This window comes from Polyangium jinanense (assembly GCF_028435365.1).
In genome coordinates, this window is record NZ_JAGTJJ010000093.1 from 17,746 (window position 1) to 32,639 (window position 14,894).

The 14,894-nt window shown below is 66.1% G+C and carries 5 protein-coding genes; 2 read left to right on the forward strand and 3 right to left on the reverse strand.

All coding sequences use genetic code 11. From position 1 onward, the window contains the following. Positions 1-186: 186 nt before the first annotated feature. Together KEG57_RS51840 and KEG57_RS51845 are read right to left on the reverse strand one after the other, a co-directional pair. Positions 187-780 carry a hypothetical protein gene (locus KEG57_RS51840; RefSeq protein WP_272428612.1) on the reverse strand — a complete coding sequence of 198 codons (594 nt, stop codon included), beginning with the start codon at positions 778-780 and terminating at the stop codon, positions 187-189. 154 nt (positions 781-934) lie between these two features. Next, positions 935-5,050, reverse strand: coding sequence for a TOMM system kinase/cyclase fusion protein (locus KEG57_RS51845; RefSeq protein WP_272428611.1), 4,116 nt, complete (start codon positions 5,048-5,050; stop codon positions 935-937). Positions 5,051-5,461: 411 nt separating this feature from the next. Here KEG57_RS51845 and KEG57_RS51850 point away from each other — a divergent pair, with 411 nt between their 5' ends. Then, on the forward strand, positions 5,462-10,378 hold the full coding sequence (locus KEG57_RS51850; protein ID WP_272428610.1) for an AAA family ATPase: 4,917 nt from the start codon (positions 5,462-5,464) through the stop codon (positions 10,376-10,378). A gap of 26 nt (positions 10,379-10,404) precedes the next feature. On the opposite strand, the gene KEG57_RS51855 is transcribed toward KEG57_RS51850, so the two are convergent. Then, entirely contained in the window at positions 10,405-12,789 is a 2,385-nt protein-coding gene (locus KEG57_RS51855; protein WP_272428608.1) for a pyridoxal-dependent decarboxylase, read from the reverse strand. A gap of 189 nt (positions 12,790-12,978) precedes the next feature. Between KEG57_RS51855 and KEG57_RS51860 the strand changes: the two genes are divergently transcribed. Further along, positions 12,979-14,679, forward strand: coding sequence for a mechanosensitive ion channel family protein (locus tag KEG57_RS51860; protein ID WP_272428606.1), 1,701 nt, complete (start codon positions 12,979-12,981; stop codon positions 14,677-14,679). Positions 14,680-14,894 lie beyond the last annotated feature (215 nt).

Sequence of the window (14,894 nt, forward strand, 5' to 3'; positions counted from 1 at the left end):
GTTCGCCCTGGCGCGAACATGGGACGGCCCCTCCGCCGGTCAAGCGACCGGCGTTTCGTCCCGAACGCCGTTCCCTTCGATTTCAGCGGCTCTGCGACATGACGACAGAGCACCCAAAGCTACGAGGGCGTGCTCCAGGAGATTTTGTGGGCCCCTAAGGCCCGGCTTTACGGGCTGCAGGGGGGGTTAACAGAACGCCCTCGGAATGCCATAAGGGCCGATGGTGGGCGTCGGCGGAAGCGTCACCTTCAGCCTAGATGCGGCGGGCTGCCCGGGTCGGCCCTCCACGACCGTCAGACGCACGCCACGCGGAACGCGGTAGTTGAAGTGCGTCGCGAGCGCCCTCGCAGGGTTTGCGAGTAGCTCCTGCTTGAACCTTGCGTCGCTCCACGCCTTGGTGACCACCCGGCCCCACGGCTCGGACGAGGCGAACAAGTCCGGAACGACAGCGGGGCCGCTCGCTGGCCTCCGCGGAATCGTCACCATCAGCTCGGATGTGACGGGCTGCCCGGGTCGGCCCTCCACGATCTCCAGACTCGCGCCACGCGGAACCCTGAAGTTGAAGTGCGTCTCGAGTGCTCTCGCAGGGTTTGCGAGTAGCTCCTGCTTGAACCTTGCGTCGCTCCACGCCCTGGAGCTCACCCGGGTCCACAGCAAGGAGAAGTCCTCGATGGCGGCCTCGAATTCCGCGACCGATTCCTCTTCAGGGGCTTCGCGCTCCTCCGCCTCCAACGCGGAAGCCGGCGATGAAAGCGCGAACGCCGCCGCCGCGAGCGCCAAAAGGTCACACATCCTCGTCATGACTCGCTCTCCTTTTCACGGTCTCGAACGGCGGACCACGTCGCCCGCCCGTTCGCCTCGGCGCGAACATGGGACGACCCCTCTGCCGGTCAAGAGACCGGCATTTCCGCCTCGAAACCCGCTCCCTTCGATTTCAGCGGCTCTGCGACGAAGGAGAAAGCTCCCCGAGGAGCGCGCGAGCATCCTTCAGATCCACGGTCTCGAAGCCCTCCGTGAACCACCCATGGGCCTCCTCCAGCATTCTCCGCGCCTCGTCGATCTGTCCCCGGGTCTGCAGGATGCGACAGAGCTCCACCGTGGCGCGCAGTTCCAGCATCCGCGCGCCCTGCCCGCGGGCGACGTCGATCGCCTCGCGGAAATGATGCTCCGCTTCGCCCATTTCGCCCTGGCCCAGTGCGAGCAGATACGTGCCCAGCAATCGGTGGAGCTCGGCCACGTAGTAGACTTCGCGCCACTCCACTGCGAGCGCCAGGCCCTGCCGGAGGCGCGCGCACGCGTCTCCGAGCCTCCCCACGGCTGCCTCGGACTCTGCGACGAGTGAGCTCCAATAGGGCAATGCAGTCTGCCCTTGGAAGGAGGGGAACATCGAGACGCAACGTGATACCGCTTCGACGTCGCGCTCGACCCACGCGACCAGGGCTGTGCCCATCATCCTCCATGGGTCGAGGCCCATTCGTTCGCCCAGATCGATGAGCTCGCAGGAGACCTCCAGGACTTGCTCCGGCTCGCGCCGATAATGCCGAAGCCCGGCGACGTACACCAGCGCGAGGCCGAGGGTATTGGCGTGTTTCAGCTCACGCGCCCGCGCGAGGGCGGCCATGCCCAGCGCGAGCGATCGCTCTGGATAACCCATCAACCAGAGCGACAGGGAGAGAACCGATTGGGCATGGACCTGGGGGTCGGTACCGAGCATCACGGCATACTGATGGTGCTCAGCGGGGTCGTACAGCATCAGGGCGCGCTCCAGGCTGGTCCGAGCCTCCTCGAATCGGCCCGCGAGAAAGAGGCATTCCCCGAGCACGATCAAGGCGGCCGCCTGCTGCACTGGCTCGTTTTTGCGCTCCCCAGCGGCGAGGAGCTGCTGCGCCATCGCGATGGGCTGATCGCGGTATCCTAGATTATGGTAATAGAGCAAAAGCGTCCATGAGGCGACGAACGCGAGCGGATGGTCCCCCATCCGGTCCAGGATTTCCTGGGAGCGCCGCGCGACCGATGCGGGCTCCGGGGCCGCGTGGCCGCGCGTGGCCATCAGCGCAGGCATCAGGCTCCCATTCAGCTCGAGCTCGACGACGGCCCGCTCCCCTGCGTCCTCGATGACGGGGAGCCAGCCCAGCGCCTCCGTGGCGTGCTCGATCGCCTCCCGGTTGGCCGACCGCTGCAGCGCCGACATTGCGGCCTTCTGCGCATATCCAATGGCCCGCGATTTCTGATCCGCGGCCGCGAGGTGATAGGCGAAGAGCTCGGGCCGCGCCTCGGGGATGTCGGGGAATTTCTCCTCCAGCGCCGCCGCGATACGCGCGTGCACCTCCCTACGCGATCGCTTCAGCATCGACTCGTACGCCGCGTCCCGGACCAGTACGTGCTTGAACAGGTAGACGGGGTTTTTCAGCCGCCGCTTGCAGTGGACGAGGTCGGAGGCCACGAGCTGGTCGAGGTGCTCGCGGAGCTCGTCCGGCTCGAGGGGGCTCACCGCGCGGATGAGATCAAACGTGAATTCCCGGCCGATCGCCGCGGCCACCTGGGCCGTCTCCTTGGCCTTGCCAAGCCGGTCGAGGCGCGCCATGAGCAGATCCCGCAGCGTGTTCGGAATGCTGAAATCCGAGAGCCGGTCGGCGAGCTGATAACGACCCGCCTGCTCGACGAGGGCGCCGGATTCGATCATCATCTGGACGAGCTCCTCCACGAACAGCGGCACCCCATCGGTGCGGGCGGCGATGCGGTCGAGCACCTCCGTTGGGAGCGAACGCCCCGCGGTCGCCGCCCGGGCCAGTTGCTCCACCTCGGGCCGACCGAGGCGCTCGAGCTTCACGTGGTGCGCCGCGGGGGGCGACCAGCGCGAAAGGACCTCGGGGCGCGCGCAAAAGATGGCGTAGACGCGGGCCGACGCGAGCTCGTCCGTGAGCTGGGTGAACAGCTCGAGCGTGCTCGGATCCGCCCAGTGCACGTCCTCCGCCACGAGCACGAGCCGCTCCCGCTCGGCCATCTCGAAGAGAAACGAAAGGACGGCATGCCGGGTGAGCTCCCGCAACTTCTGCGGCGAGACGTCGAGCGGCGCCCACCGCGCGGGCAGCGGAATCGAAAGGAGCGACGCGAGGATGGGCATGGCCTCGGCGAGATCGAACCCATACGTCGTGAGCAGCGCCTCGAGCCGCTCCGCGCTGCCCTCGGCTCTCGCCTCTCCTTCCGGCCAGAGGAGCCGCATCCAGGCCTCGATGATCGGGTAAAACGGGCTGTTCATGGCGTGCGGCGAGCACCGGCATTCGAGCCACGTATGGTCCTCGCCGCGAATACGCTCCCGGAGCTCGTGGATCAGGCGTGACTTTCCGATGCCTGCCTCGCCGCACACGACGACGGCCTGCCCAGCGCCGTCGCGCGCCCGGCGCCACCATTCCAGCAGGGTCTCGAGCTCCCGTGCGCGACCGACGAGGGGCGCCATCCTCTCGCCCTCCGGCGGTCCCTGCTGCAGGTGATAAAACTCCACGGGGGCCGTGACGTTGTCGAGCCGGTGCTCCCCGCCCTCCTCGAATGCGAAATGGCCGCGAAGCAACCGGTACGTCTCCCCGCTGACCACGATGGCCCCGGGCTGCGCCAGCAAGCTGAGGCGGCACGCGAGCTTCGGCGTCCCCCCGACGACGTACCCCGGGCCCGCGCTCGCCGGCTCGCGCAGCTCGCGCGCGACCACCATGCCCGTGTGCATGCCGACCCGGAGCTCGGCTCGCACCCCGCGCCTTGCCTCGAGCGCCGCGCTTTGCCGGGACATTTCGTCCAGCGCGGCGAAGGCCGCCTCTGCCGCTCGCTGGGCGTCTCCCTCCCGCGCGGCCGGGTAACCGAAGTAGAACAGCAGCGCACCGCCGAGCGCGCCCGCGACGTACCCGCCGCGCGCCCGCGCGATCTGGACGCACGCATCCTGCTGGACGCGGAGGATCTCGTCGAGCTCCTCGAGCTCGACGGCGCCGGGCTTCACGCTCCCGGCCGTGAATGCGCAGCATACGGCCGTGATCTGCCGCCGCTCCCCTTCGATCAGGCGCACGCGCCTCTCTCCGCTGCCTTCCGGGCTGTCGCTGCCGAGGGCCCGAGCCTCGTCCGTGCTCTTTGGCGAAGGTCGCGCTGTCCAGTCGCTTGGCGCGAGATCGCTGAGATCGAGGGCCTCGAGCTCGCGCAGGAGCTTCTCCGCCGTCACGCCTCGCGCGGCGGGCTCCTTCTCGGTCACGCGCCGGAGCATGCGGCCGAGCGGGTGGTCCGCGATCCTCGCGGGGATGGGAATGGGCTCGGACGAAAGCTGCGCGGCCATCACCTCGGCCACCGTCGCGCCCTCGACCGCCCGCTTGCCGGTGAGGCATTCGAGAAAGACGAGCCCCCACGCATAGAGATCCGATCGCCGGGTCAGGGGCAGCCCGCGGAGCTGCTCGGGTGCCGCATAAGCGGGCGTCCCGAGCGACTCGTTGGTCATCGTGATCCGGCCTGCGTCGCCGCGCGCCTCCTCCACGAGCGCGCCGACGCCGAAATCGGCCACGAGCACGTTTCGCCGCGCGCCGGTGGTGGTCACGATGAGATTGGCAGGCTTCAAGTCCCGGTGCACCACGCCGCTCGCATGCGCGCAGGCGAGCGCGTCGAGGACCTGCAGCATGAAGTGCTGCGCCTCGAGCGGGTTCAGGCTGCCCTCTTCGGCGAGCACCTTGGCGAGGTCTTTCCCGGGCACGAACTCGAAGACCGAATACACGAGCCCTGGCTCGGGCTGCCCCGAATCGAGCAAATGCACGATGTTCGGGTGGTGCATCTGCGCGCAGATGCGCACCTCGCGCTGGAAGCGAGCGATTCTCTTGCCGTGCAGGGGCCCCCTCGGGTCCTCCGCGATCCGGAGCACTTTCACGGCGACCGCCTGGTTGGTGGTCCATTGCCGTGCCTTGTAAACGGTGGAGAACGCTCCCTCGCCCAACGTCTCGAGGAGCTCGTATCGCCCTACGAGCGCTGTGCTGATTGCCGTTTTCCTCACCGGCGTGCCGCCCATCTCGCCCCCCTCGCCGAGCACGTGGTGTCAAAGTTAGAACGGGCGCTGGTAAGCACAATACGTGCTCGCGCACGTGGGGGCCTAGCGGCAGGCTCGCTCGTCCGTCGGGGAGGACGGCCAGGTCGAGCCGACACAGGCGCTCGGGGCCTTCGAGGATGTCAATGGCCGCCCCCGCCCGCGCGGTGAGGACGCTCGAGCTCGTCCACCGCCTGCATCCGTAATCAATTTCGCAAATCCATCTCCGTAAGCAACAGCAGTACGGAACACATCCGTCCCAAGCGGGATAGATTTGTCCGCGCTTGATTTCCCCACAAGCGCGCCTCTAGACTGCTGGTTTCATCAGCAGACCGTGGAGAGGGGCGCAGGGATGCGCAAAGGGGCGCGACGCGCGTGGAAGCGACGCGCCGGACAGGGGGAGCTATGTCGCAGTTCTTGGCAACTGACGAAACAACGGCCGACGTCAAGGGGTTCGAGATCACGACCAAAATCGGCGAGGGCGTCAGATATGTGACGTACCGCGCCCGCCGGTGGACCGACGGGCTCACCGTGGCCGTGAAGGTCATGGAGGCCGACTACAGCCGAATCGCGGATGTCGCGCGCCTCAAGCATACCTACAGCATCGTTCAACGGATCGATTCGGAGAAGATCGTCAAGGTCCACGGCGTCGAGGAGCAACGGGATAGCCTGGCGGTCATCACCGAATACGTTCCCGGCTCCACGCTGGCCAGCGTCCTGCAGGGGCGCGGAAGGCTCGAAATCGGTGAATTCCTGGGCCTCGGCATCTCGCTGGCCGAAGCCCTGGCCGAGATCCACCGCCACGGCCTCATCCACGGTGACATGAGGCCCCAGAACATCCTGCTCGGCGAGAGAAATCAGGTCAAGCTCACCGGCTTCGGCGTCGATTGCGTCGTGACGCGGGAGAAAGAGGAGATCTATAGCCGCCGCGTCCTGTCGGAGGTGCTCCCCTACACCTCGCCCGAGCAGACGAGCCGCATGAACCGCAGCGTGGACTACCGGACGGACATGTACTCGCTGGGGGTCGTCTTTTACGAGATGCTCGTGGGGCGCAGGCCTTTCGAGGCAGAGGACCCGCTCGAGCTGATCCACGCCCATATCGCCGCGACGCCCCGTTCGCCCTCGGAGGCGCGGCCCGAGGTGCCCGAGGCGCTCTCCGCCATCCTCCTCAAGCTGCTCAGCAAGGGCGCCGAGGATCGCTACAACAGCGCCGAGGGCCTGCGGGTCGACCTCGCGGAGTGCCAGCGGCAATGGGAGGCGATCGGCTGGATCGAGCCGTTCGTCCTCGGCCAGCACGACAGGAGTGACCTCCTCCAGATCCATCAGGGGCTTTACGGTCGGGAAAAGGACATCCGCAAGCTCATCGAGTCGTTCGACGACGTGCTCCGCGGCAGGCGAGCGATCATCCTGGTGTCGGGATATTCGGGCATCGGGAAATCCTCCCTCGTCCAGGAGATCTTGAAGCCGCTCGCGCGGGAAAAGGGCTATTACATCAGCGGAAAGTACGACCAGTACATCCGCGACACCCCCTACAGCGCCGTGATCCAGGCGTTCGACGCGCTCATCAAGCAGCTCCTCTGCGAGAGCGAGGAGCGGCTCGCGGCGTGGCGGGACGCCATTCTGAGCGCCCTCGGCAGCAACGGGCAGGTCCTCTGCGACTTTTTGCCCTCGATCAAGCACATCATCGGCGAGCAGCCGCCCGTCCCCGCGCTCGGCCCGGTCGAGGCGCAGAACCGCTTCAACCTCTACTTCAAGAAGTTCGTCTCGGTGTTTGCCCGGCCGGCCCACCCGCTCGTGATCTTCCTCGACGACCTGCAATGGGTGGACTCGGCGAGCTTGAGCCTGATCAAGACCATCCTCGCGGACGAGGACAGGGCGGCTCTCTTCTTTTGCGGCGCCTACCGGGACAACGAGGTGAGCCCGACCCACGCCTTCATGGTCGCGCTCGAGGAGCTCGAGCAGGGCGGCATCGAGGTCGTCGACATCGTCCTCGAACCCCTCGAGATCGCCCACCTGAGCGCCCTGATCAAGGACAGCCTCGGCGTACGCGACGGCGACGCGCTCGCCTCGGTGGTGCTGAAAAAGACGGGCGGCAATCCATTCTTCGTGAAGCGGTTCATGCGGCACCTGTACGAGGCGAAGGTGCTCTACCGCGATCCCACGGCGGGATGGCGCTGGGATCTGTCGGCCATCGAGCGATTGGACTACTCCGACAACGTCCTCGGCCTCATGGCGGAGACCATCCGGCGCCTCCCGCCGCGCACGCAAGACGTCCTCCGGGTGGCCTCGGCGATCGGCAACATCATCGATCTGGAGGTCTTGAACGCCGTCAGCGCGACCCCTCCCGACGAGACGTACGCGAGCCTGGAGGAAGCCATCCGCGAGGGCTTGATCGTGACCGCGGGCGAACAGCTCCGCTTCGCGCACGACAAGATCCAGGAAGCCGCCTACTCCTTGATCCCGGCGGGGGAGAGGGCCGCGTGCCATTATCGGATCGGACAGATCCTTCTCCTCAAGCTGGATCCCGACAAGGGCCAGAACCTGTTCGACATCGTCAATCACCTGAACAACGCGGGTGATTTGATCACGGCGCCCGACGCGCGGCTCGATTCCGCGCGGCTCAATTTGAAGGTCGCCGGGCGCGCCGAGGAGTCAGGCGCCTTCTCCGCTGCGCTCAAGTATCTCGAGCATGGCCTTTCCATGCTGCCCCAAGACGCGTGGAGCTCGGAGTACGGGCTTTCGTTCGCCTATCACACGAAAAAGGGCACGCTCGAGTCGCTTTGCGAGCGGCACGACGACGCGCTCGCGACCCTCGCCGCTTGCTTCGAGAAAGCCCAGGGGCGCCTGCACCAGACGGAGGTCCGGCGCCTGATCATGAACGTGCAGATCCTGAAGAACGATCTGCTCGCCGCCCTCGACGAGGGGCTCGCTGCACTGCGAGCATTCGGCATCCATTTGCCGCCCTTCCCGGACGCGAATGCGCTCGCCGCCGAGCGCGCGCAGACGTTCGCCATGATCGGCGACCGGCCCGTCGCCTCGCTCATCGACCTGCCCTTGCAGAACGACCCGGAGATCGCCGTGCTGCAGGATGTCCTGCAGGAGCTGTTCACGCCCTGCTACCAGCTCGGCACGAACAACCTGGCTATCACGATCATGAAGATGCTGCAAAACACGTTGACCCACGGCATCTCCAAGAACTCGATCTTCGCGTTCATGAACTTCGGGACCGTCCTGTGCGCCAGCATGGATGTCGAGAAGGGGTACGAGTTCGGCCGAGCGGCAGCCCGCCTCAACGAGATTCACCCGGACAAGAAGTCCGAGGCCATGCTGGCCAACATGTGGGCGGCGTGGGTCCAGCACTGGAAGGAGGGCTATACGACCTACAAGGCGACGCTGCGCAGAGGAATGCACACCGGCGTCGAGACGGGTCAATACATCTGGGCATTCTACAACACGGCCAATGCCAGCACGAACAGCCTTCTCCAGGGGCGCCACATCCAGGAAATCCTCGAAGAGGCACGGCAATACCAGCCGCTCTGCAAGCTCGACAAATTCAACGCAATGACCTGGATGGTCAGCGCCATCGCCGAGGTTTGCGAGGATCTGGGCAGGCCCGCGGACGCGGACACGTCGTCGCGCGTCGCCTGGGTCGACATGAACGTCATCAAGGAGGAAGCCCGGAAGATCAACAACACGGCTTCGCTCTACTTCGCGAACGTATACGACGTCATCGGAGGTGTCTTCAAGGGCGCCTACGAAGAGGTCGCGGAGATGTGGGGCACGACGGATCCTGCCGGCGACGTCATGCTCCCGGCCTGGCACGCGACGCCCTGCTTCTACTTTTATGGCGGAGTGGCCTTCGCGCGGGCTTCCATGACCGTGTCCCCGGACCTGCGAGAAGCGTACCTCGCGAGGCTCCACGATTGCGTGCGCAGAATGGACCTCTGGGCGGAGCTCAATCCGGAGAGCCTACGCCACCGCAGCCTCTTGCTGAAGGCAGAGCTTGCCCGGATCGAGCAATCCGAAGGCGCGGGCAACCTGTACGACCAGGGGATCACCGCCGCCCGAGAAGGAGGATTCGCCCATGACGAGGCCCTGGGCAACGAGCTCTGCGCCCGTCATTACCTCGACCTTGGCAGGTCGTTCCTCGCGCGTGCGTACCTGGCCGAGGCGCATCGGGCCTATGCTCGGTGGGGCGCCGTCCGCGTCACGGAGCGCCTCGAGAAGGATTTCCCGCACGTGCTCCGGCCGGACACCGGGCTGCGCCGCGTCGAACGCGTGCCGGACGGAGATCACGCCGCGCGCGAGCTCGACCTCGGCGTCGTCATCAAGGCCTCGCAGGCGATCTCGGGCGAGATCCTGTTCCCCCGGCTCCTCCAGAAGCTGATGCACGTCATCCTCGAGAGCGCGGGCGCTCGAAAGGGGTTCGTGATCCTTCGGGAAAACGAGCGGCTCGTGATCCGGGCCGAGGGCCATATCGATCGGTCGGAGATCCGTGTGCTCCCGGCGTCGCCCCTGGAATCGCGCCAGGATCTGGCCACCAGCGTGGTGAAATACGTGGCGAGGACGGCGGAGAGTGTCGTCCTCCACGAAGGGGCGAAAAACAGCCCCTTCGCGGAAGATTCCTACATCGAGAAGAGCCAGCCCCGATCGCTCCTTTCGGCGCCCATCCTCCGGCAAGGGCGCCTCGTCGGGGTGATCTACCTGGAAAACGAGCTCGCAGCCGGCGTGTTCACGCCGGATCGAATGGAGATGCTCCGGCTCTTGTCGGCGCAGGTCGCCATTTCCATCGAAAACGCGCTGCTCTATTCGAGCCTCGAGGAAAACGTGCGCGCGAGGACCATGGAGATCGAGGAAGCCAACGCTCGGATCCTTTCGCTCAATGCCGAGCAGCAGCACCGGCAGGAGATCGAGCTCTTGCAAAAGCAGGACCTCATCGCGCAGCAAAAAGAGCTCATCCGCGTCCTTTCCACGCCGATCCTCGAGGTGTGGGACGGCGTGCTCACCATTCCGATCGTGGGCGTCATCGACGAGGAGCGCTCCGCCATCATCACGCAGAACCTCCTCGCGCGCATCGTCGAGACCCAATCGAAGTTCGCGATCATCGATCTCACCGGCGTCGGCGAGATGGATCCGGGGACGGCCGAGCACATCGTGCGTATCATCGGAGCCGTGCGGCTCCTCGGCGCGAGGAGTGTCATCACGGGCATCCAGCCCGCCGTGGCGCGCGCCATGATCTCGCTCGACGTCAATCTGAGCAGCATCCTGACGCGCTCCAACCTTCGCGATGGCCTGCGTGCGTGCCTGAGCTTCGGACGGGGCAAACCTTCCTGAGAACGTCGATCGGTTGAAGAGCCGCGTCACCTGCCCGCGGTAAGCGCCCCCTTGGCCACGAACTGCGAGAAGGCCCCCAGGAACTCGTCGATGGATACGGTTCCGCTCCTGTCGATGTCGCACAGGCGCAAGAACTCGTCGATCTCGGTATCCCGATAGCCCTTCTCCCGGAACTTGGCCATCACCTCGCCCACGTCGAGCACGCCATCCCGGTTGGCGTCGATCTCCTCGAAGATCTGGAACATCGAGTCGCGCATCATCGATTTGAAGATCGCGTCCCGGAGCTCGTTTTCCAGCACGTCGAGCATCGACCCCTCGGGCGTCTCCAGGATCCACGGCTCCATCGTCGTGGACCTGAGCACCGTCACCGTGGTGCCGGGGGACGACGCGACCCCGAGGCGTCGCTTGTAATCTTCGATGAAGACATTGCCGTAGTGCTCCTCGCTGAAGTCCGTCGTGCTCACGATCATTCGATAGCCATAGATGTCGTCTCCGGGATCGATGCTCAGGAGATCGTAGATCGCCTTGTTCAATCGATTGGCGAGCTCGAGGCTCGTATTCAGCGTTCCGTCCGGGTGCCTGAAGTTCACGGCGTAGGTCAGGATGTTCTGATCGGGCCCGATCTCGGGCAGGAACGCCATCGCCTCCGGGTCGGACAGGAGATCCTCGACGCTACGCCGATCGATGCGCTCGCGAATGAAGCGTCGCTCGGTCTCCACGTCGGCGCCCGAGATCTCCGCGGGCAGCCGCGGGACGGGGACCACGACGAACCGATCCTCCGGGCTCGCCATGCTGAGCAGCCGCGCGTAAAACCGCTTGCAATTGAACAGCGCCCGCCGATGGATCTGCCCGTATCCGCTCCGGGTGGGTCGAATGACCTTGTGGCTCAGGTACACCGCGGCCACCGCCGCTCCCGGCTTGGACCCTTCGAGCCCATAGATGCCGACGGTGGGCTCGGCGTCCCCGTGGAGGATGTAGGGCGCCTTGAATGTCACCATGTCGCGCATGGCCGAATTCCGGTAACAGAGCGCCCCGGCCGGATAAGGAATGTAACCCGATTTATGCGGATCGACGGTGATGGAATCCGCCCGGCCGAGCGCCGAGAACTGCGAGGTCACGTATCCGCTCATCCCGATCTCGGGCACCGGACCCGTGCGCTCGTCTCTCGCGCGTGGCCCCTCGTCGGGCCTCAGGATCGAGGCGAAATAACCTCCCCACGCCGCGTCCGCGTGCACCGTGAACGACAGGCCCTCCTTCTGGAGCTTGTAGCGCAGCTCGAGGATCCCCTTGAGCGGATCCACGGCGCTCTCCTCCGTGCTGCCGATGACGCCCACCACCGTGACCACGGGCCGCCGCTGCTCGAGGCAATCGCGCAGCATCTTCTCCAGCGCGGACAGGCTCATGCGCGCGTCGCAATCGACGGGAACGTCGAGCACGTTCGCCGAGCCGAGGCCCAGCACGGCCGCGGCCTTGGGGAACGAGTAATGCTTGGTGGCGGGGACGAGAATCACCGGCGACGCGGGCACGTCCGCCCCCGAGCGCCGGAAAAGCTCCTGCATTCCCAGGTGCTGGAGCGAGTGGCTCGACATGGCCTTGGTGATGGTATCGCTCGAAATGCCGTATTCCTCCGTGAGGCGCTCGGGCAGCGCGAGGATGTCGTCCACCTTCAGATTCAGAAGGGACCACGCGTCGAGCGCGACGAGGCGCGCGCGCCTGCCATCACACGTGCTCACCTCGATGTCGCGCGCCGCGGCGAGGGAGGGCTCGGCCCTCAATGCATCGCGGAGCGAGAGCGGGTAAAACTTCAGATTCCGCGCCGACCAGATGGCCTCGATGTTGGCCACGGTCCCGCCGCTCGTGATGTGCCCCCAGGGCCTCACGATCCCCTTCGTGGTGTCGCCGTCCTCCGGGACGGTGTAGCCGAGCATCCGGCACAGATCGTCGCCCACGATCATCTCCAGGATGGTCGTCGACGTCGACCCTTCGAATGCGACGTTGTTGGGGTTGTAGAGCATCGCCGCGAAATACCCCAGGATGCTGGGGAGCGACGTGTCCCAGTTCATGTGCCCCTGATACCGGCCGCTGAAGAAGGGCACCGATTTCTTGAGGAACGACATCAGCGACCGCAGGTTGTCCTTCAGCGAGTCCATCGCGTGGAGATAGGACGGGTGCCGCTTGGCCTGCTCGGTGATGTGCGTGGGATCCTGGGGGTGGAAGTTCCGCCTCCAGAAGGAATGGTCCCGGATGGCCTCCACGATGAGCTTCTCGAGCTCGTCCGCGTTCTCGGCCTTGGTGCCCAAGAACCACGCCTCCGGCGATCTGGTCCCCGCCCCCTTGAGGAATGGCCTCTCGCCGAACTTGAAATACTGCTTCACGCTCGGCCTGCCGGTCCGGGCTTTCTCGTCGCTCATCTCTCCACGACCCTTCCTGCCCCGCTCGCCAATGCGCATCCGACCGCTGGGGGCGAAGACCCTATACAAGAGGGATCCCGTCGAATCAAGGACAAGGCCACGCGCGAGCCGTGCTCCGGCTTGACGCGAGAGGGGCGCCTGGGTACGACGCTTTTCGAGCCCGCCGAGGAACCGGCGCGGAGGACATCGATGACCTTGCCGAATCTCGATTTGCTCGTCCACAACCTCGTGGCGCTCTGCATCGTGATTGTCGTGCTGATGTTGCTTTCACAGCTCATCGTCACGGCCATCCTGCGTCTCTCCAGCGTCCTCTTGAGCGCTTCCGTGCTCGGCGACAAGGAGACGGTGAAGGACGTCGGCGCGGAGTTTCGGCGGCGCGTCCGGCGCAGCGCGGTCGTCGGCGTCGCGCTCCTCGGGCTCCTATCGCTCGCGGCCATGGGCTTCCTGAGCCTCCGGGGGCTCCGGGCGCTCGATCTGGCCCTGGCCTTCGTCGCGCGCCTCCGCGAAGACGCCTCCGGGCCTTTCAAGACGCGCCTGCTTTCGTCGGTGGGGATCATCCTCGGCGCGCTCGTCGTCGACGCCGTCGCGAGGGCCATCGTCGCCGCGCTCGGCAAGGGGCTCGCGAATTGGAAGGTCGACGAGAAGCGGCGCGAATCCCTGGCCGAGGCGCTGATTCGCCTCCGCACCGCGCTCCGGACGGTCATCCTGGGCGGGACGGCTGTCCTCGTCGCGGGGGAGCTCGCGCCGGACGTGCAGCGAGGCGTCCTCCTCGGCGCGTACATCCTCGGCGCCTTTTACGTGAGCCGCTTCGTGGCGAACGCCGCGCACGTCCTCGTCGACGTGCTCTTCGACCGATCGACGCGGCTCACCCGGCTCGAAAGCCCGCTGAAATACCTGGGCAGCCTGACCCACCTCGCGCCGATCACGAAACGCGTCATCGATTACTTCGTTTATCTGTCGGCTGCGACGTGGGTGGCCGACGCCTTCACCCCCGACACCTGGCTGGCCCAAGGGGGGCGGATTGGCATTCGAATCCTCGCGATCTTCTATGCGAGCCGGGTGCTGGTCGAGCTGTGCGTCCTGTTCGTCCAGGAAATCTTCCTCGGCAACGTCGACAAGGACGGGGAGAAGGAAAACCTTCAGCAACGAAGGACCTTGGTCCCCGTGGCCGTGGGCTTCTTGCGATATGGGATCTATTTCTCGGCGCTCGTGATGGTGCTACGGGAGGCCTCCATCGATCCCACGCCCCTGCTCGCGGGCGCGGGGGTCATCGGCGTCGCCATCGGGCTCGGCGCGCAGGCGTTCGTGGGAGACATCGTGGCTGGGTTCTTCATTCTTTTCGAGAACCTCCTCCTCGTGGGTGATCTCGTGGAAGTGAGCGGCGTGCGGGGCAAGGTGGAGGAAATCGGCGTGCGAATCACCAAAATTCGTGATGACTCCGGCGTGCTCCACGCGATCCCGAACGGCGAGGTCCGCAAGGTCGCGAATCACTCGAAGGCCTACGTGAACGCCATCGTCGACGTGCATGTGCCCTACGAAGAGGACCTCACGCGCGTGCGGTCCCTGCTCGCGTCCGTGGCCGAAAAAGCGCTCTCGGGGCAGGCGGGCGCGAACGGCCCCGTCGAGGTCAAGGTGCAGGAGCTCAACGAGGGCTCGGTCCTCCTCCGCGTGATCGCGCGCGTGCCGCCTGGACAAGACGAAGACCTCGGAGACCTGCTTCGGGAGCGCATCGTGGACGAGCTGCGCGAAGCGAAGATCGGAGCGCCCCGCCCGCGCCGCGCGGTCTTGATTGAGAGCAAAATTCGCGTCGGCGCGCCCCCTCCCCCGGAGCCGGTCGAGGAGGACAGTGGACCGCCGCAGCCCTTCTCGCCGCCAGCCGCGGATGCCTGACGCGGACTGGTCTCTTCCTGGAGCCGCCGCGCCGGGGCGCCGCCCCGGGCCCCGCGGGGGCTGTTCGCCCCTCGACCCGAACCAGGGCCTGAGCATTGGTCTCATCTCGCGAGCCCATTCTCCCTGAGCACCCGTAGCATCTCTGCTGCGGGTGCCAGTCGTTCGAGCCCGCGGCTGATGGTGACGGATCCGGGGGGTCCTCCGGAGGACTTGCC